The organism is Parasphingorhabdus sp., from assembly GCF_965233695.1.
Classification (GTDB): domain Bacteria; phylum Pseudomonadota; class Alphaproteobacteria; order Sphingomonadales; family Sphingomonadaceae; genus Parasphingorhabdus.
On record NZ_OZ247497.1, the window covers coordinates 3,258,854 to 3,277,854 of the forward strand.

At 51.2% G+C, this 19,001-nt stretch carries 14 protein-coding genes and 1 tRNA gene; 5 read left to right on the forward strand and 10 right to left on the reverse strand.

The window, feature by feature from the left end; genetic code table 11:
- Positions 1-5: 5 nt before the first annotated feature.
- Genes ACO6S1_RS15450 through ACO6S1_RS15460 form a run of 3 tightly spaced genes read right to left on the reverse strand, consistent with a single transcriptional unit; the run spans position 6 to position 3,357 of the window.
- Complete coding sequence (locus ACO6S1_RS15450) at positions 6-902, reverse strand: plasmid partitioning protein RepB C-terminal domain-containing protein (protein WP_422343462.1); 897 nt, start codon at positions 900-902, stop codon at positions 6-8.
- A complete protein-coding gene (locus ACO6S1_RS15455; RefSeq protein WP_422343463.1) occupies positions 899-1,786 on the reverse strand; it encodes a plasmid partitioning protein RepB C-terminal domain-containing protein in 888 nt (295 codons plus the stop codon). The genes ACO6S1_RS15450 and ACO6S1_RS15455 overlap by 4 nt, the downstream gene beginning before the upstream one ends.
- Positions 1,786-3,357, reverse strand: a complete 1,572-nt coding sequence (locus tag ACO6S1_RS15460) for a recombinase family protein (protein WP_422343464.1) — start codon at positions 3,355-3,357, stop codon at positions 1,786-1,788. The genes ACO6S1_RS15455 and ACO6S1_RS15460 overlap by 1 nt, the downstream gene beginning before the upstream one ends.
- A 6-nt stretch (positions 3,358-3,363) precedes the next feature.
- On the opposite strand from ACO6S1_RS15460, the gene ACO6S1_RS15465 reads away from it, so the two are divergent.
- The 3 genes from ACO6S1_RS15465 (at position 3,364) to ACO6S1_RS15475 (ending at position 10,184) form a co-directional block, all read left to right on the forward strand.
- Positions 3,364-3,795: a hypothetical protein gene (locus tag ACO6S1_RS15465; protein ID WP_422343465.1), complete on the forward strand. Its 432-nt coding sequence runs from the start codon at positions 3,364-3,366 to the stop codon at positions 3,793-3,795.
- Positions 3,796-4,552: 757 nt separating this feature from the next.
- Positions 4,553-7,096, forward strand: a complete 2,544-nt coding sequence (locus ACO6S1_RS15470) for a TonB-dependent receptor (RefSeq protein ID WP_422343466.1) — start codon at positions 4,553-4,555, stop codon at positions 7,094-7,096.
- Positions 7,097-7,322: 226 nt separating this feature from the next.
- Positions 7,323-10,184, forward strand: coding sequence for a TonB-dependent receptor (locus tag ACO6S1_RS15475; protein ID WP_422343467.1), 2,862 nt, complete (start codon positions 7,323-7,325; stop codon positions 10,182-10,184).
- A gap of 248 nt (positions 10,185-10,432) precedes the next feature.
- On the opposite strand, the gene ACO6S1_RS15480 is transcribed toward ACO6S1_RS15475, so the two are convergent.
- The 6 genes from ACO6S1_RS15480 to ACO6S1_RS15505 form a co-directional block, all read right to left on the reverse strand.
- A tRNA-Thr gene (locus ACO6S1_RS15480) sits at positions 10,433-10,508 on the reverse strand.
- A 41-nt stretch (positions 10,509-10,549) separates the two neighbouring features.
- Entirely contained in the window at positions 10,550-11,422 is an 873-nt protein-coding gene (locus ACO6S1_RS15485) for a hypothetical protein (protein ID WP_422343468.1), read from the reverse strand.
- Between the two features lie 84 nt (positions 11,423-11,506).
- Positions 11,507-12,733 carry a mechanosensitive ion channel gene (locus ACO6S1_RS15490; protein WP_422343469.1) on the reverse strand — a complete coding sequence of 409 codons (1,227 nt, stop codon included), beginning with the start codon at positions 12,731-12,733 and terminating at the stop codon, positions 11,507-11,509.
- A gap of 122 nt (positions 12,734-12,855) precedes the next feature.
- Entirely contained in the window at positions 12,856-13,848 is a 993-nt protein-coding gene (locus ACO6S1_RS15495; RefSeq protein WP_422343470.1) for an NADPH:quinone oxidoreductase family protein, read from the reverse strand.
- Complete coding sequence (locus ACO6S1_RS15500; RefSeq protein WP_422343471.1) at positions 13,845-15,209, reverse strand: serine hydrolase domain-containing protein; 1,365 nt, start codon at positions 15,207-15,209, stop codon at positions 13,845-13,847. The genes ACO6S1_RS15495 and ACO6S1_RS15500 overlap by 4 nt, the downstream gene beginning before the upstream one ends.
- Positions 15,193-16,512, reverse strand: coding sequence for a replication-associated recombination protein A (locus ACO6S1_RS15505; RefSeq protein WP_422343472.1), 1,320 nt, complete (start codon positions 16,510-16,512; stop codon positions 15,193-15,195). The genes ACO6S1_RS15500 and ACO6S1_RS15505 overlap by 17 nt, the downstream gene beginning before the upstream one ends.
- Positions 16,513-16,629: 117 nt before the next feature.
- Between ACO6S1_RS15505 and ACO6S1_RS15510 the strand changes: the two genes are divergently transcribed.
- Positions 16,630-17,091, forward strand: coding sequence for a hypothetical protein (locus ACO6S1_RS15510; protein WP_422343473.1), 462 nt, complete (start codon positions 16,630-16,632; stop codon positions 17,089-17,091).
- Between the two features lie 6 nt (positions 17,092-17,097).
- Here ACO6S1_RS15510 and ACO6S1_RS15515 read toward each other — a convergent pair whose 3' ends face one another.
- On the reverse strand, positions 17,098-18,279 hold the full coding sequence (locus ACO6S1_RS15515; protein ID WP_422343474.1) for a glycosyltransferase family 4 protein: 1,182 nt from the start codon (positions 18,277-18,279) through the stop codon (positions 17,098-17,100).
- A gap of 64 nt (positions 18,280-18,343) precedes the next feature.
- On the opposite strand from ACO6S1_RS15515, the gene ACO6S1_RS15520 reads away from it, so the two are divergent.
- On the forward strand, positions 18,344-18,997 hold the full coding sequence (locus ACO6S1_RS15520; RefSeq protein WP_422343475.1) for an MOSC domain-containing protein: 654 nt from the start codon (positions 18,344-18,346) through the stop codon (positions 18,995-18,997).
- Positions 18,998-19,001: the final 4 nt, after the last annotated feature.

The window sequence follows — 19,001 nt, forward strand, 5'->3', positions numbered from 1 at the left end:
GGCATCTACGGCGCTGTCCGCGTTTGCGCGATGTTTTGGAATTCAGTTAGAATTTCGGGGAAAAACTTCGCCAAATGCCCAACCATTCGGGCATTTTCCAGCATACGGCACAAATATCCTGTAGCCAAAACTAAGTCCAAATGGTCCGTTCCATACTCATTCTCGATCAGTTTGAATTCACGTTCGAGATTGGCAGATTCCCGTTCCATTTTCTCCAATTGTTCCGGGCTTATTCCTTTCATGGATTTTCGCTCGTCCTTGACCAGCATGTGCTGCGGTGTCGATGCTACCAACGATTTGGCATAGGTCATTGAGAAGCGGTTCATGGCAATCATCATATCCGAGACCTCGATCTGACGCATCGGTTTCAAGCGCTTCAACTCGGTAAACGTATTGAGCGGCACATGTCTGTCCTGCAATAATTGCACGACCTCATCACAAATTCCGTCCAAGAGTCGCCGTTTGTTTCGGATGCTCGAAATGTTGACGTTGAGCGCTCGGGCGAGCCTTTCTTCAGGAACGCCCTTCTGAATCGCGGTCAGAATCATTTTGTGTTCCTGAACGGTCGCCATGCGGCTGATCCGCTTGTTATATGTAAAGGCCTCATCATCTTTGGCGATCAGGCAAACCACTTCGGTTTCACCGCGCTCTTTCAATATTTCGATACGGATATGCCCGTCCAATAATTGATATGGCTTACCTTCGCCTGACTTCCGAACGACAACAGGCGGCTCAATAATACCGACTTCGACAATCGAAGCGACAATCTGTCCATATTTTACCGACTTTTTGGTTAGCGGCGCTACCGTTCGCAGCGGTTCAATATCAGAAATAGAAATTTTGAGACTTACAGACTCGAAACCAAGCTGAACCAGCTTTTTTGATCGACGTTCGCGGGTCACTCTGAATTCGGTTTATCTGCAACGCGCTCGGCAATGCGGGCTGGCATGTCGGTCAATTCTTCATCCTCTGCCAAAGCCATGAATGTATCGTCGCTATTAAGCTGCCGCAGGGCTTCTGTGATAAAGAGGAGTTTGTTTCGTGTGGCCTGCGACCGTTTGATCATGAGCCGTTTGCGCGCGGTATCTTCCTCGAAAACTTTCACGATGCCATTTGACGAAAGGTCGGATCGTTTACGATCTGACGATGCAGAGCGGCCTTTTCCGGTGCGCTGGCGAAGTTCAACCAACTTCCGCGCAGCGAGTAGATTCTTGCCGCGCAAAAGCTTGTTCTCATAGGCTTCGTGCAGCGCAGCTTGCACACCGTGGTCATCAGCTTCACATATCTGCATGGCCACGCTGATCGGAAGATAACCGGCCTCGACCGCGCGCAGCAGGCGCTTTTCGCCGCGTTCCAACAATCGACCCACGGCGTGAACATAGTCATAGGATAGCCCGGTTTTCTGGGCGATTTCTGTATCGGAATAGCCGCGCTTTCTCATGCCGCCTATGTCTTGCAGCAGATCAATGGCCTGATGTTGCCGTCTTGCACAATTTTCCACAAGACTGGCGACGAGACAATCTTCCGGGTCGGCCTTAACGACAAGAGCCGGGACATCGTTTTGTCCCAGCTCGCGAAATGCTTCCAGACGCCCTTGCCCGCAAATCAGGTCATAGGCAGGCGGGTCATCATCCCGCCTCGTAACGGTAATGGGGCGCTTCAGACCTATTTGGGCTATATTCGCGACAATCTCTTTGAAAACCTTCCTGTTTCGAAGGCGCGGATTGACAACCGTAATGCTGTCTATGGGGATCATTTCGACTTTCTGGGCGGCAACCTCAGACACTATGCGGCCCGCATCAGACGCGCCCGCGCCGTTAAACTGTAGAACCGCTCAAGCGTTTCGCAGCGATATGCATCAAGCGAACGGCCATTATGTTCTGCCATCCGCAATATGGCTTCGCGCATATCGAGACGCGGAAGCAGATAATAATCATGTGGCTTGTGGTTTTCCTCATCCATCCGAACAGCAATGGTAATATCCGGCTTCAATGCTTCATCGAGGCGTATCTTCCAGCGCGCAGAACCTCCGATAGTCAACTTGCACCTTGAAATGACAACGGCGGCTGTGAATTCAGCATTGATGCGCAGTAAATCAGTTTCAGAATTCTGACTGACAGTTGCTCCGCTATCCGCAATTCCGGCAACAATATCTTGCAAAATAACCGGGTGAAGACGGCGCAGCGACCTGTTGATTTCGATATAGCGGTAGTCATGATCAGGCGCATATCCGACCAGTGTGTAGGCCCGGAGCAAGCTGCCAAAACGCGACTGAAATGCGCTGCTCGAAGGGCTGTCATTGGCTTCATCAATAATGAGGCCAGTCAATCGACCATTTTTCTCATAGATACTTCGTAGTAATTCCAACATCTCGTCGTCGGAAAGCCGCTGGGATCGCGATTGAATAATGACTTGTGCCTGATCAAAAATATGCTGATCGACAATCGGTTCAAAAACCTTGTCGGCTCTAACCCAGTCTTCTTGCGGAACATCTTCATGGTGCTGCTTGAGCTTGAAAGCTGTTCGACCCCAGACGTTATTGCCAATATATTTTTCATTAACGAGAATCTGGTGGATGGAACCGCGTGTCCACTTCCTGCCTAAGTCAGAGAGGATGCCTCGATTGTTGAGGAATTGGGCAATCTCAAGTTCGGTCGAACCATCACGGCAAAACCGGTCATATATTTCCCGGACGATTTCAATTTCCGCCTCGGGGCCGGGAACCAGAATAACTCGGTCGGTGGCAATGCTCTTGTGCTCGCCCTGTGCCAATTCAGTCTTGGACATTCCGGCCTGATCCACAAGCATACGCCGGAGACCGAAACCAGCGGCTCCACCTTGGCGGAAACCGAGGCTGATTAAATGGGATTGGCCAGCAAAGACTTTGACTGAGAGCTCGCGGCTATATTCACCGGCCATTGCGCGCTTCACAGTTTTTATGATCGACGAGCCTATCGTGCCATCATTTTCAAATTGCTCGGCGCAATAATGAACAGCAATGCCAGCCCGTTTGCATAGGAGTTCATAGGATGCGGCTTCGTCGGGGTCTTGGAACCGGCCAAAGCGGCTTACATCGTAAACCAGCAAAGCTGAAAAATCGGCACGGCCTTCCGAAATATCCGCAAGCAGTAATTTAAGAGCATCGCGTCCTGACAATTGCAGGCCGCTTTTGCCTTCATCGGCATAAGTTTTAACAATCTCGAACCCGCGCTGCGCTGCGTATAGCTCTATTGCAGCGGTTTGATTGTCCGTTGAATGCTCTTGATGCTCGGTGGACATGCGGACATATTTCGCGGCGCGGACAGGCTTTCCGTCCGCCTTCGTTCCTTCTCCAGGTTGCGTCCACTCAATAACCATGATGCCATGCAGTTCCTTCTAAGGAAAATAGTCAACGTAATTGCCCTGCCGCCTTACACTGAAAGGATCGGCAATATGTTTCCTAAAACGGGCAACAATTTTCCAAATATATCGAGCAATCCAAACAGCGCTGATTTTGCAGTCGCAATAGGCCAGGCACTGAAAGGTGAGCTGGGCACGTCTCGCCGAGCAGCCAAGACGATCATGAAATGGACTGGAGCTAGCGAACGAAGCGCAAAGAATTGGCTTGCAGGAACGCACAGCCCAAGTGGCTGGCATTTGATTATGCTTGGAAAACAATCAGACTCCGTGATGGCTGTCATGCTGATGACGGCGGGCAGAGAGCTAAATGTGTCCGCATTGTCGCTGAGTGCATTGCGGTCTGATCTTATCGGCGCAATTGAAGCAATTGATGAAGCAATCAAATCGTCTGACTAAGCTGGGAGGGGAGGGACACGATTTCTATCTGTGTGACCCATCGAGCAATTTGCGTGAAACTGAACTCGGCACAGCTCTGACGTGAGCACAGCATGGGGTGCCAATACATAGCCCCAGACAGGCCAATGCAGAACGGCTACGTAGAAGGCCTCAATCTCGCTCATACGCACAAAGCGTGTCAGCCCTAATTCCAGCTGGGGAAAGCTGGTAGTCACGCCACGCCCATTGCGGACTGTTCGCTAGCTCTTGATTGGCAGAGATCACCTCAAACCCGTCGTTCCGCTTTTGCTATAACGATCAGCCAATCCCAAATCCGGCCATCGTGATATATCAACCTTCAATCTAAGAGCCGAGCAGAGTGCTGTAAGGGAAGGACTGGCCATCATAGGCGCATCCCACTTTTTGCGAGATTCCCTTACACATGTCTTGAATACTTACACAAAACCTTACACAAAATTGGCTTGACCGAAAATTTGTAATTTGTTATCAAATGGTTACGGTTGTCTCGTCCCACTCAAAATGCAGTTCCGCAAGGAGTGCCCGTTCGAGTCGGGCCAGGGGCACCATTCCAAAGATATTCGACCCTTATGTTGCTTTGCTGCAACGCTTTAGGGGCTTTCCTCGCAATAATAATAGTTACGGTACTGTAAACTATGAGAAGCTGTGGACTATTATGACGGTTTCGATCAATGCGGGCGGCAGTTGGAGGGTCGTTCTAGTTCGCTAGATCTCCGCAAAAAAGTTTCAGGAGTAAATAATGAATATTACAAAGTTTTTGACCGCTACCGCTGTGGGTGGCTTGATTTCAGCTGTCCCGGCATATGCGCAGGACGTCCAGGACGAAGAAAGTATCGATGACAATGTGATCATCGTGACCGCCACCAAACGTGAGCAGACGCTGCAAGAGATTCCCGTAGCTGTGTCAGTGACCAGCGCGGAAGATATTGCCAAAGCACAGGTCCGCGATTTGAACGACCTTCAAACCATTGCTCCGACGCTTCGCGTTAATCAGCTGCAGAGCTCGGCCAACACGAACTTCATTATCCGTGGTTTTGGTAACGGCGCGAATAACGCTGGTATCGAGCCTTCAGTTGGTGTGTTTATTGACGGCGTATATCGTTCGCGGTCAGCAGCGGCCATTGGCGATCTTCCAAACTTGCAGCGCGTTGAAGTTCTGCGTGGACCACAATCGACACTATTTGGTAAAAACGCATCTGCTGGTGTGATCAGCATCGTGACGCAAAAACCGCAGTTTGATTTCGGCGGGTCTGCTGAACTGAGCTACGGCAACTTTAACGCCATTATCGCAAAGGCTGATATTACGGGCCCGATTAGCGACACGATCGCATTCAGCCTGGCCGGAAATTTGAACAAGCGTGATGGTTACGCGGATGACTTGAACCTCGGGACCGAAGTTAACGAGCGCAATCGTTATGGCTTCCGTGGTCAGTTGCTGGCTGAGCCCTCTGACGATCTGTCTGTTCGATTGATCGCCGACTATGACAAAATTGATGAAGATTGCTGTGTTGCAGCCAACCTTATCAACGGACCAACCGGAGCCATTGTTAATGCTCTGGCCGGCGGCGTCGGTTTTGATGCCGAAAACCCGTTTTCTTATGATGTTTACACCAACTTGCCATCTGAAAACGAGATTGAAAACTACGGCATTTCTGCACAGATCGACTATGATCTAGGTGCTTTTAGTTTGACGTCCATCACTGCCTATCGCGGTGTTGATAGTTTCAGTAATCAGGACTCCGACTTCACGTCAGCAGATCTGCTTGGCCAGAACATCAACGATACGGAAATTCGTACCTTTACCCAGGAACTGCGTATTGCGTCCGATTTCGATGGCCCGATCAACTTCCTGTTGGGTGGTTATTATTTCAACGAGAATATCGATATTGTAAATGATATCGAATATGGCGACGATTTCCGTGCCTATGGTAATGCCTTGCTTGGCGCTGCAACCGGTGGTGCTTTGAACTTTGCCACCTTGGAAGGCGCTTTTGGCGGCAGTGATTTTGCAGCCGGCCTGGCAGCATCGCCTGCTGTTTATGCAAATCAGTTTTTCGCTAGCGGCACGGGTTATGACGAAGTTTACACGTTCAAAAACGAAGCTTTTTCGATCTTTGGTACGGTTGACTTCGAAATCACAGACGGTTTGGTGCTGACCGGTGGTCTGAACTATACCAATGACCGCAAGAATTTCTCGAGCGACGTTCTCGCTTCAGACGCTTTTGCAGCCATTGATTTTGACGCGCCGCAATATACCGCCTTTCGCGAGCAACTATTGCTTGGCGCAGGTGTCGATGCCGGCACAGCTGCATTCCTGGCGGCTAACCCTACGGTAACATTGCCAGATGGTTCCAGCGCAAACCCGCTTGATGGGCTGCGTGCATTCCAATTCCAGCCGCCTTTGGTCAATCTGCCAAACTCGGTTGAAGATGGGCGCACAAAGGATGACAAACTAACATATACAGCACGGCTGGCCTATGAAGTTGCGCCAAGCCTGAACGTATATGTAAGCTATGCAACCGGCTTCAAAGCAAGCTCGATCAACCTGTCTCGTGACAGCCGTCCTTTTGCAACTGATGCTACCGCATTGGGTGCTGCCGGGTTGTTGCAACCAAACCAGACATTTGGTTCACGCTTTGCGGCTCCGGAAAATGCCACGGTCTATGAAATTGGTATCAAAGGCCAATGGGACGTTGCTGCTTTCAACCTGACATTCTTCGAACAATCTATCAAAGGCTTTCAATCGAATGTCTTTAATGGCACGGGCTTCGAATTGGCTAATGCCGGCGAGCAAAGCACCAAAGGTATTGAGTTTGACGGAAACGTGAAACCTATTGACGGACTGACGCTGAGTGTTGCGATGGTCTATCTTGATCCTGTTTATGACAGTTTCCCGAATAGCATCAATGGCGATATCTCGGGAACGACTCCGTCGACCATCCCGGCATTGTCTACCACTCTGGGTGTGGATTATGACATCTTTCTCAGCGACAGCCTTGGTCTGAACCTTCGGGCTGATTATCACTATGAATCAAAGGTCAATTTGTTCGATGATAACCCGAACGACCCGGCAGCTATCAACTTCACGCGTGAAGTAAACGCGCTGAACGCTTCGGCAACGTTGACCTATAACGAAGATCTCAAATTCACCATTTGGGGACGTAACCTAACGGGTGCGGAATATCTGACCACGGCGTTTCCTTCCGTTGGTCAGGCAGGAAGCTTTACCGGCTATCCCAACCAGCCACGGACCTATGGTGTGTCGGCGCGCTATAAATTCTAAAGCAAGCCAAGTTCCAATAACAATTGAGCCCCGCCGGGAAACTGGCGGGGCTTTTTTGTGTTATATTTGCCGCGATTCACGCAATAAAGGTGCAAAAATGTAACGCGCTGGTGCATTTTTATCATTTCATTCTGGACTTAATCGATTGATTAGTTGAAGATCAGAACATCTGGAGGGATGAGCAAAAGCTTCACTCTCCAGGATGATGGTTCGGGATTGGGAGAGAATGATGCGTAAATCGTTACTATTAGCCGCCACAGCTATATCCGCAGTGGCTACACCCGCATGGGCGCAAGCAGACAATGACCTCGATGACAATGTGATCATCGTGACCGCACAGCGCCAGGCACAGAGTCTTCAGGAAGTGCCGATTGCCGTTTCGGCCTTTGATTCAAAAGCGCTCGAAGCACAGCAGATCGAGAATGCTTCGGATCTGCAACTCACGTTGCCCAACGTATCTTTTACAAAAAGTAACTTTACCGCATCGAGTTTTACCATCCGCGGCATCGGCGATCTTTGCGTCGGCGTGACGTGCGATTCGGCGACTGCGATCCACTTGAACGATGCCCCGTTGTTCAACACACGTCTGTTTGAAACCGAATATTTTGATCTGGAACGAGTCGAGGTTCTGCGCGGTCCGCAGGGCACTCTGTTCGGTCGGAATGCAACGTCCGGTGTGGTAAACGTTGTGACAGCCAAGCCGGAACTAGGCGAATTCAAGGGATCAGTCGAAGGACAGGTTGGCAATTTCGAATCCTATCAGGTCAAAGCCATGATCAACGTGCCTGTTGGCGATACGTTGGCATTTCGTGCTGCGGGTTTTTACCAGAAGCGCGATGGTTATACCAAAAACCTGTTTGACGATTCCCGGATAGATGGTCGTGACATGTATGCTGTTCGTGGTTCCATCAAATGGGAGCCAACGCCAGACACCACGGTTAACCTGATGGCATATTATTTCCGCGAGGATGATGACCGTCTGCGTATTCAAAAACAGCTGTGTCAGCGTGATCCGACCGGTGTTTTGGGTTGTTTGAACAACCGCCTCGACTTCGACAAGAATAATACCAACGCAAACTTTACGGGTGTTCTTGGATCAAGCGAGTTTTTTGCCATCAACGGTTTGCCGGGAGCAATCGGCCTGAACAGCCTATACGGTCCAGATGGCCATGCCAATTTTGATGAACCTGATGATGTTCGAGTTGTTAACACGGATTTCACTCCTGAATATTTTACCGACGAACTCCAGCTTCAGGCCCATATTGAGCATGACTTTGGTCCAATTCAGGTTTCTTTGACTGGTCTTTATCAGGAAACTTCGGTTGATTCGCGGCAAGACTACAACCTGTCTGTTTTGGATAGAACCACCTTTGATGCCGGAATCGGCACCTTGGCTGCTCTCTCGGGCCCCGGCGGGCCTTTGGCTGCCTTTGCACCTGTACTCGACGCTGTGACATCTGGCACGCAACTATGTACATCAGATACCGACACAATCGGATTGGGTTCATACGGTGGAAACCGGATATGTGCGGATAGCCCGATTTCTCTGGATCGTTCCAATCAAGACAACACCAGCTGGTCGATTGAGGGTATCGTTTCGAGTGATTTTGACGGACCCTTCAACTTTTTGTTGGGCGGTATTTATGCCGAAAATAATCTTGGTCAGAATAGCTACTATGTGAACGCCTTTGCGATTGATTATATCGTTGGTATATTGGGAGCCTCAAATGGCGGTTTCTTAGGGACTCCGTATTTCCGCAACAATACAAGGGAATTCGAACTCGAATCCTACGGTATTTTCGGCGAAGTCTATTTTGACATCAGTGACAACCTGAAGTTCACAGGCGGTTTGCGCTACAATAACGACAAAAAGTTTGTTGAAGCGCGCTCCACTTTGGCGAGCTTCCTGGTGCCATTCGGACAAACCACGGATGCGTTTACCTCACCATTTGTTGGAGCATTCGACGCGGATCCCGGCACACCGGGCAATCAAATCGTTCAACAGCGCAATGTTGCCTTTGATGAAATCACCGGCCGTGCCGTGATTGATTGGCAGTTCACCGATGACAATTTGCTCTACGCGTCCTATTCGCGTGGATATAAGTCAGGCGGTATCAATCCGCCGCTGCAACCAATTTTCGCGGTTCCTGAATCCTTTGGTTCTGAACAGATTGATGCCTTTGAAATAGGTTCCAAAAACACCTTTGCCGGCGGTGCATTGCAACTGAATGCAACAGCATTTTTCTACAAGTACAAAGATCTTCAGCTCAGCCGTATTATCGCCAGAACTGCGGTTAACGATACCGTCGACGCAGAGATTTACGGCGCCGAAATCGAAGCGTTTATCCGCCCCGATCCGGATTGGATTATCAACCTCGGCTTCAGTTATCTGAAAACGAAAGTTACCGGCGATCAATTCTTCAGCAACCCGCGGGATCCAGGTGGCGGACGGGCCGATGCCGTGATCATCAAGGACATCACCAATGGTGCAAACTGTGCGGTTGTGCCGGGGACAGCTGGCAATGCAGCTGGCACCAACGCCTTCGTAAACGCTATTAACGGTGGGCTGGGGCTGCAAGGAACAACGGCATTTCCTGCCGATGGCAATATTGCCTCCACAGGTGCCTTCGGCATTTGCGGTGTTCTAGAAGCGCAGGCCGCTGCCATTGGTGCGGGCTTTGATGCAGCTGGTATTCAAGTGATTAGCCCAGGCGTACAAGTTAACTTGAAGGGCAACGACCTTCCGCAGGCACCGAATGTGAAAGTCTCTGCCGGTATCCAGTACACTCAGAACTTTGACAGCGGTTGGACCTTGGTACCTCGTGTTGATATCGCCTACACGGGAGATCAGACGGCCAGCATTTTTAATGGCAATGTCAACAAGATCCAGGGCTTTACGCAAGCAAATGCATCTTTGCAGCTCAACGGCACGGACGATAAATGGTTTGTGAAACTGTTTGTCCAGAACATCTTCGATAGCAACTCTATCACCGGTCAGTATCTGACAGATGCGTCTTCGGGTCTGTTCACGAATATCTTTACGCTGGATCCACGCCGTTACGGCATTGGGGCTGGCATCAAGTTCTAAAAGAGATCGTCACGTGGGAAAGGAGCCCTGCCAGGAGACTGGCGGGGCTTTTTTGTTGGGAGATATGGGGCAGATGGCAAAGGTGGGGAACGGCGGCTATCCTGAGTTTATCGAAGGATTTTGGGGATTTGGGCAGCGCGGCTCGGGGGATTGCTGGCGATCGTCGCTGTTATTTGCAGCCACCCTCCTTTTCAGTCGGGATTTTTGCAGGAAAACATCCCCAGGATGATTTCTGAATCTGCAAAAAATGGTGCCGAATATCCGACTCGAACGGATGACCTACCGCTTACAAGGCGGTTGCTCTACCAGCTGAGCTAATTCGGCGCTGGTTTTATGGCGTTAGCCAATAACGAGCGCTCTTTGCTTCAAAAAACACCAAAGGTCCAGCCCTCTTTTTGCGCTATTTCCTCTGTCAGCATGGGCGGGTGCCACAAGCGCTTGTCTGCGCTGGCATTCTTCATCCATGCGGCTGTGATCAGTGCATCTGTGCTGTGGTCATCATATTGCAGCAACTTGCCGGGTAGCGCCGTGTCGAGTGCTCGAAGGGCCGTTTCCAGTCCGTCACGGTCCCTGATCTTGCTTTTGCCCTTCGGTAATCCGGCGGCAAGGGCGGCGATAGTTGTATAGATTTCGACAATCATCGGCCCGCTGTCGGGAATCGGATCGAAAGGCCAAATCGGGATGGCGCCGTTTAGTTGATGCAGCATCCGCATGCCGGTCAGGCTTGATTTGCCGACTTGGGCGGCTCCCACCAGATTGAAACAGCTGGCGCTATTGGCCTGACCGGTTTCACGCTGATATTGCTCGACCACTCGCAAACGGCCTGTGCCGCCAGTGAACAGGTCTCCGACATGATCGCGGCTATGACGAAAATGGCGGCTTGCTTGTGGGTGATCAAGAAAGGAGAGAACGTTCAGATGCGGGTCGGCAGAGGATAAGCCTTCCACTAATTGCCACAGACTTGATGCATCTGAAGGGCTGTCATCCCATAGCGGGAAATAGCTTGCGGCATCATAAAAGGGCAGGGCCATGGACAGGTCAAAGCCGATCAGCATATTCTGCTTCGTCGCGGCAACCTGCAACAACCAGTCGCGCACATCTGCTCGGGACCATCTGGGGTCTGGGGAGATAAGGATTGGTGGTCCATCGGGACCAATCGTTGCCACCGCAATTCCATCGGGGCGCTCCGTCTTAGCTCCGGACCAGTCAACACAGGTAAATTGAGTGAAACGGCGCATCGGTGGTCTTTAGCCGATTATAAGGACAAAAGAAAAGGGCAGGCCCATCCGGACCTGCCCTTGTTCCTTATGATCTGTATCAGTTTATTTTTCGGCAGCTGGTTTGCGTGCTTCGGTTTTTCGTGTCGCTGTTGTTTTTGGTTTGCTGGATCGCAAATCTTCCAGTGTTTTGGCTGCTGCGTCGCGTCCGCCAAGTCCGAACGCCAGAGCCGCGGCAACGCCGCCACCAATGACTAGTGCCCCGAACGCCATGTTGATGATGCTATCGGCGAGACCCATATATTTGAGGCCCATGGCAACGAACAAAACGATCGTGGCATATTTGACAATCTGGCTGCCCATGCTGCCTTCGGATGCACCGCCGACGATTCTCGCCAAAATGTTGGCGATCATGAAGCCAAGACCGATAATGACGCCGCCAAATATGACTTTGCCGCCCAGTGCCAATACCTCATTCAAGATATTGGTCAGTTCTGGGAATTGCAGCATCCGTGTCGCCGCGATTGCTGCGAAAAGCATGATCGCAATGATCACAACTTTTGAGACGACAGATGAAACCGTAGTTTTTTCTGGCAATATTCCCAGTGCGTTAACCGACCGATCTACACCCAAGCCTGGCAGTACCTCTTCAATGAGGCCGCCGACCCAGCGTGCGATCAAATAGGCAATGCCAAGCAGAATGGCAGCGCCGATAACCAGAGGGATCGATGTGAAGATGGTGTCCAGCAAAGCAGTTGCTGGGCTGGTAATGGAAGACATATTCAGCGCATCCAAAGCCAATATGGCGATCGGAATGATGATCAGAACATAGACAATCGTGCCAATTGTCTTGCTGATTGTGCTGTTGCCGGTGACTTCTTCTGCGCCAGCTTTATTGGCCCATTTGTCAAGATTCACGGTCATCATGGCGGTTTCGACAATCTGCTTGACGATATTGGCAACAATTGACCCGACAAAGAAGATAATGCCTGCGCCGATGATGTTAGGGATGAAGCCCATCACGTCGTCCAGCAATGTCTGCAACGGTTCAATAACGCTGTTTAGGCCGAAGGTGGAAAGCACGGCAATCAGACCGAAGAGCCAAATGAGTAACGATACAATCTTACCGAGCGACATTCCGATGGAATCCCCGGAACCGGTGTCACGCTGCAGGAAGGTGATGTTATCGACCAGTTTTGCAAAAGCCCATTTTGCGCCTTTTGCAACAAACCAAGTCAACCCAAGGATGATTATCGCTATACCGAGTTTCTCACCCCACTCCATCATGAGCTCAGTATCGAGCGCATAATTGCCTATTCTCAATCCATCCATTTTTATTCCCCTATAGTGAATATTTAGCAGTCCACTGAAAGGTTAACACGTTCCCTAGATGAGATATAGTGGGGAGAAGTCCTTATTTGCGCTCAGGATGTAATCATCTGTAACGCCGCTGATCACAGGGTCATATCAATGACAACTCTGCCGATTACCTTCCTGTCTTCCAATATTCGAAGAGCGTCGGCTGCGTCTTCCAATGAGAATCTATGGGAGATATGCGGACGCATGACGCCTTGCTCTGCCAGTTTGCGGAGCGCTACTTCGCTGTTTCTCGCCAGCTCTGGATCGCGTCTGGCGCTCTCGCCTGCGCGAAGTCCAATGAGGCTATAGCCCTTGATCAAAGCGTGATTGGCGGGGAAGGACGGGATGTCGCCGCTTGCAAAACCGACTATGAGATAGCGTCCTCCCCAGCTGATCGAGCGGGTTGCTTTCATTGCAAGATCGCCACCGACTGGATCAAACACAACATCGACGCCATTGCCATCGGTCAGCACTTTTACCTTGGCAGCAAGCTCCGGATCTGCCGGATCCAAGCTGTGATCGGCACCTGCCTGTTTTATGGAGTTGCGCTTTTGGTCATTGGAGCCCGTGGCAATCACGGTTGCTCCTTTATGCTTGGCTAGCTTCACCGCTGCCATACCCACGCCGCCGCTGGCGCCGAGGATGAGAATGCTCTCACCCTGCTGCAACATAGCTTTGTCATTAAGCGCATGCCATGCTGTTATCGCAGCGCCATGCCAACATGCCCCTTCGGCAAAGGACAAGGCTGCGGGTAACGGTCTGATCGCTGTTTCGGGTAGGACAGCCTGTTCGGCAAAGCCGTTGCCCTTGCTCCCTCCCATCACGCGATCTCCGATGGAATAAGCTGTGACATCGGGTGATATTTCGCTGACGATGCCAGCAATTTCCAGTCCTGGAGTAAATGGGGGTTCAGGGCGAAACTGGTATTTGCCATAAGTCATCAGCAAGTCGGGGAAGTTGAGGCCCGCTGCTTTCACATCGATACGAACTTCTCCTGCCTGCAACGGTTTTGCCACCATCTCTTCCACGTGAAGGGAAGCCGGTCCGGTGAGCGCGGTGCATATGGCGGCGCGATAGGTGTCGCTCATGATGCTGTGGCCTCCATTACGTCCCGCGTGAAGGTTGCTATATCGAAACGATTGTCGCGCGTGTCATAGCCGCGCCTTACGATCACCATGTTACGGGAAGGGATGATAACGAGATATTGGCCGCGGTTGCCAAAGCCAGCGAATGTATCCTGCGGGACGCCATCGGTTTTGTTCATCAACCAGAATGTCGCACCATAACCAAATTCGCGGTCTGGTTGCGGGCCGGATGGCGTGCTGACATAGTTACGCCAGTTTTCCGGAAGTAGGCGCTCTGGTTCGCCCTCTCTGTAAGGCCAAAGGCCATTGTTTAGGTATAGCATTCCCATTCGCCCGAGATCGCGGGCGGTCGTCCATACCTGGCTGGACAGGATATAGTTTTCGTTCCAGTCGGTTTCGGCATAAGTGCGGCTCATGCCGATTTTCTGGAAAAATTCATAGGGATCAAAAGGACCTGAACCTGCGGCATAGACAGCGAGCAGTGTATCGTTGTTAGCATAGCGAAACCGACTGCCCGGCGGATAAAGCAAAGGCCAGTTTAATGCGCGCTCGGTGACTGTTGCACCGCCCATGTAGACAGGATCGGTTCGATTGCCGGCTGTATCACTCACCAGGCCGCTCGACATTCGCAACAGATTGTCGAGAGTAATGGTGCTGCGAGGATCAAAAGCGCTTTGCCATTCGATAATTTTTGCTGGTGCATTGACGTCGGAAAAACCCTGCTGAACGCTATGTCCAACCAGTGTCCCGGCAATCGACTTGGCAACCGACCATGTACGTTGCGCGGTATGAAGGTCATGACCCTTTTTATATTTTTCGCTGATAATCTTGCCATTTTTGATAATCACTACTGCGCTTGTTTTGCCGCCATATAGTTTATTTGCAGCAGCATTGGTTACGACTTGCTGCAGCTCTTCAAAGATTTCAGGGTTGGTCACCACGGCACCGCGATCGCCCATCGGCCATGGGAGATGATCACGAAAATTGCGCAGGACGGGTGTTCCGTCTCGCTTCATTCCCGCAAATCCAATAGCCATTCCTGTACAACCGGTCCGCGAATTCCAGATGGCAATCCGAGGGGGCATGAGTTCATTATAGGTAACTCGCACCTGACGTTGTTCTTGATCAACATCCGCTGTTAATGTCGGAACTATTGTGGCGATACGGTCGTAAATGCCCGACAATTCGTCCGCCTCGATATCGGAAAGCGACTTGCCTCCGTTCCACAGTCCGGAACAGATAAACTGCGCTTTGTAGCCAGCCGCCAAGGCGCGATCATATTCGGTCGACTCTTCGTTCGTTTGCGCAGAGACCGGCGCACTCACAAACAAGCCGAGCATCAAAAATTTAGCGAGCTTTTTCACGTCTCAAATTCTCCCAAAATTCCAGTCGTTCGCGGATCTTGTGCTCAAAGCCGCGATCGACTGGTTCGTAAAACTGCTCTGGCTTCATTTCTTCCGGCCAATAATTATCACCGGAAAAGCCCTGGTCGCTCTCGTGATCATAGGCATAGCCTTGGCCATAACCGATTTCCTTCATCAGCTTTGTGGGCGCGTTCAGGATATTTTGCGGCGGCATCAGCGAACCGGTTTGTTTCGCCGATTTCCAGGCTGATTTTTGGGCTTTATACGCCGCATTGGATTTGGGCGCGGTGGCACAATAGAGGCAGGCTTGCACAATAGCCAATTCGCCTTCCGGGCTACCCAGAAAGTCATAGGCATCTTTGGCGGCAAGGGCTTGTACCAATGCTTGCGGATCGGCCAGGCCTATATCTTCGCTCGCAAAACGGACAATGCGTCGCAGTACATAAAGCGGTTCTTCGCCGGCGACGAGCATGCGTGCGAGATAATAAAGTGCGGCCTGGGGATCTGAACCGCGCAATGCCTTATGCAGGGCTGATATCAGATTATAATGGCCCTCCCGGTCTTTATCATAAACGGCCATCCGCCGGTGGAGCAGCTTGGCCAATGCCTCTGGGGTCAGCGGTTCCTCAATATCGAGAGAAAACAGGGTCTCGGCCTGATTGAGAAGAAAACGTCCGTCTCCATCTGCGCTCGCCAATAAGGCCTGTCGCGCATTGTCGGTCAGGGGCAGGGCGCTGCCGGTCAGTGCTTCGGCCTTGGTCAGCAGTTCGCCAAGCGCGCCGCTATCCAGACGATTGAGTATCAGCACCTGCGCCCGGCTGAGCAGCGCCGCATTGAGTTCAAATGACGGGTTTTCGGTGGTGGCACCCACCAGGATTACCGTGCCTTTTTCGACATAAGGCAAAAAACTGTCCTGTTGGGAGCGATTAAAGCGATGGATTTCATCCACAAATAACAGTGTTTGTTGGCCAGTTTTCTGCCGTTGTTCGGCCTCGGCGAAGACTTTTTTCAGGTCTGCGACACCAGAGAAAACCGCCGATATTGCTCTAAAATGCAAATCCGTCTCATTGGCGAGCAATCGCGCCAGACTTGTCTTTCCGGTGCCCGGTGGCCCCCAGAATATGATGGAGGACAATTTGCCTGCCATGATCATCCGTTTAAGGGCGCCATCCTCTCCGACCAGATGATCCTGACCTACCACGTCTTCGAGATTTTTCGGTCTCAATTGTTCGGCAAGCGGCGCATTGGCAGGAGGCCCGCTCTGTCCTTGAATCCCGTCATCTGTGTTGAAGAAATCATCCATTGCCGATGTTTATGGCATTTTCTCAATCGAAAACCAGCGTGTTCGTTGGTTTGTGCCCAAATTTTGTACTGAGCGGCGTGTGTGATAGAGTGTCTTGGGAAAATAGGGAGGAAAATCATGTCTACATCAACGGATTCCGTAGCCGAAAGCGGAGGCAAGCCAGCCACACCATGGCATTTATGGGTGGTCGGGATCCTCGCGACAATCTGGAATTCCGGCGGTGCGGTGGATTATACAATGACCCAGACGCGCAACGAAGCCTACATGAGCGGTTTTACCCCGGAACATCTGGAATATTTCTATTCTTTTCCGGCTTGGGCCGATGCGGTCTGGGCAATGGGTGTATGGGGTGCGTTTATTGGCTCATTACTTCTGTTGCTGCGTAGCCGCTATGCAATCATCGCTTTTGGAATATCCTTGGTGGGGCTAATCGGTTCGACGATTCATCAAATGATCGCGGACATGCCGCCCAGTCTAAACACACCGGGCATTTGGCTTTTTACCGCAGCTATCTGGTTGTCGGTCATTTTGCTGATTTGGTACGCACGGAACATGATTGCAAAGCGTGTATTGCGATAAACGGAGCTAACGGATCGCCGACTGTTTAATTGGGCTTTGGCCGGATTGTCGTTGCCGGATAAGCCTTATGTAGGTTTCTGCCACAGTTTGATTAATCTGGTCCCAGCTAAACTCGTCGGCACGCTTTTCCCCGGCCGTTCCATGGGCGCTTCTCAGAGCCTCGTCCTGACAATAGAGTTCGAGAAAATCTGCAAAGTCACGAATGGCGCCGGGCGTTGCAAGCCGCCCAGATTGCTTGTCTTTGACAAGGCTCTCACTGCCGGTCGCCTTGGCGGCTACAACCGGCAGACCGCAGGCCATGGCCTCCAGCGTCACATTGCCAAACGTTTCCGTAACGGACGGATTGAAGAAAATGTCCATGCTTGCAACCGCGCGGCCAAGATCATGACCCTGTTGAAACCCTGCAAAAATAGCATCGTCAATCCGTTCTTGAAACCATTGCTGTGCAGGCCCTTCTCCGATTATCAAAACACGATGCTTGATCTGCCGCCGCTTTAATTCGTCAATCGTATCGGAAAAGACATCCAGGCCTTTTTCCATAACCAACCGCCCGAGAAAGCCAATAACTGGTTCATCATCAGCGATTCCGAAAGATTGGCGCCAAGCCAGATCACGTTTTGATGGGTTGAACACATGCTTATCAACGCCGCGCGACCAAATTCCAACATCGTAGTTCATTCGTTGTTGGCGAAGCACTTGAGCCATGGATTCAGACGGTGCGACCAGTGCATCGCAGCGCCGGTACAGACGGCGCAAAATTGCCTCGATAACCGGCTCCAGAAAGGCCAGATTATAGTAGCGTGGATAGGTTTCAAATCTTGTGTGCACAGATGCGAGCACAGGAATATCATTTCGCTGTGCCCAACTGACCATCCTGTGCCCAACTGGGTCAGGGCTGGAAATCTGCATGATATTGGGATTAAAAGCGGCAAGGTCCCTTTTGGCGCTCGCCGAAATATGGGTAGGAAAACGATATTCGCCGCGCCCTGGAAAAGCAAAAGACGGGACACTTATCAAATCGCCAGTTGGTTCGAACGCCGGGGTATCTGTGGTCGGTGAATAAACCCGAACTGCCGCGCCCTGACGCAGAAGATATTCTGCCAGCCGGTTCAAGGCTTGATTGGCGCCATCGCGCACAAAATTATAATTGCCGCTATACAGCGCAATGCGAAGGTCGCTAATTTCCATCTGCGCCTTCAAGCATATTAAGCCTGAAATTGCCAATATGAACTTGTCACGTTAGGCACGGTAAATGATTGAAACCACGCTTGATAAACTACTGATCGGCACGCCACAGCCATTTCGCGCGGATGGTGAGTTAAGTGCTATAGAAAAACGTAGCATTTCTGAACCCGCCCACCTCGGCTTTCTGGGGCTGGAGGGCAATCAGGTTGCTGATCCATTGCATCATGGTGGTCGAGACAAAGCATTGCATCTCTATCCCGTCGAGCATTATTCATTCTGGCGAGAAAAATATCCCGACGTGGACGTTTTGAGACGCTTTGGCGCTTTTGGTGAGAATCTAAGCTGTTCCGGATTGACGGAAGACAATCTGTGCCTGGGCGATGTTTTTCGGTTCGGAGAGGCATTGATAGAATGCAGTCACGCCCGCCAGCCGTGCTGGAAATTGAACCACTATTTCGGTAAGGCTGATGTTTTGACAACCGTGGTCAAGACGACGAAATCCGGAAGCTATTTCAGAGTGCTGGAGCCCGGAATGGTGCAGGCGGGGGACAAGATTATCCAGCAGGATCGAACCAATCCCGATTGGCCATTGGACCGGGTATTTGGGCTGATTATCGGCGGGCATTATAAGGGCCAGCAAGCCGCATTGTCAGCCTTGTCTGAGATGCCTGTTTTAGCTGAAACCTGGCGCAAACGCGCGGCGCAGCTTGCAGCAGGATAAGCTT

Coding starts and splice junctions, on each gene's coding strand:
- ACO6S1_RS15460 (WP_422343464.1), bottom strand. CDS start 3,357: ATGGTTATTGAGTGGACGCAACCTGGAGAAGGAACGAAGGCGGACGGA.
- ACO6S1_RS15465 (WP_422343465.1), top strand. CDS start 3,364: ATGCAGTTCCTTCTAAGGAAAATAGTCAACGTAATTGCCCTGCCGCCT.
- ACO6S1_RS15470 (WP_422343466.1), top strand. CDS start 4,553: ATGAATATTACAAAGTTTTTGACCGCTACCGCTGTGGGTGGCTTGATT.
- ACO6S1_RS15475 (WP_422343467.1), top strand. CDS start 7,323: ATGATGCGTAAATCGTTACTATTAGCCGCCACAGCTATATCCGCAGTG.
- ACO6S1_RS15485 (WP_422343468.1), bottom strand. CDS start 11,422: ATGCGCCGTTTCACTCAATTTACCTGTGTTGACTGGTCCGGAGCTAAG.
- ACO6S1_RS15490 (WP_422343469.1), bottom strand. CDS start 12,733: ATGGATGGATTGAGAATAGGCAATTATGCGCTCGATACTGAGCTCATG.
- ACO6S1_RS15495 (WP_422343470.1), bottom strand. CDS start 13,848: ATGAGCGACACCTATCGCGCCGCCATATGCACCGCGCTCACCGGACCG.
- ACO6S1_RS15505 (WP_422343472.1), bottom strand. CDS start 16,512: ATGGATGATTTCTTCAACACAGATGACGGGATTCAAGGACAGAGCGGG.
- ACO6S1_RS15510 (WP_422343473.1), top strand. CDS start 16,630: ATGTCTACATCAACGGATTCCGTAGCCGAAAGCGGAGGCAAGCCAGCC.
- ACO6S1_RS15515 (WP_422343474.1), bottom strand. CDS start 18,279: ATGGAAATTAGCGACCTTCGCATTGCGCTGTATAGCGGCAATTATAAT.
- ACO6S1_RS15520 (WP_422343475.1), top strand. CDS start 18,344: ATGATTGAAACCACGCTTGATAAACTACTGATCGGCACGCCACAGCCA.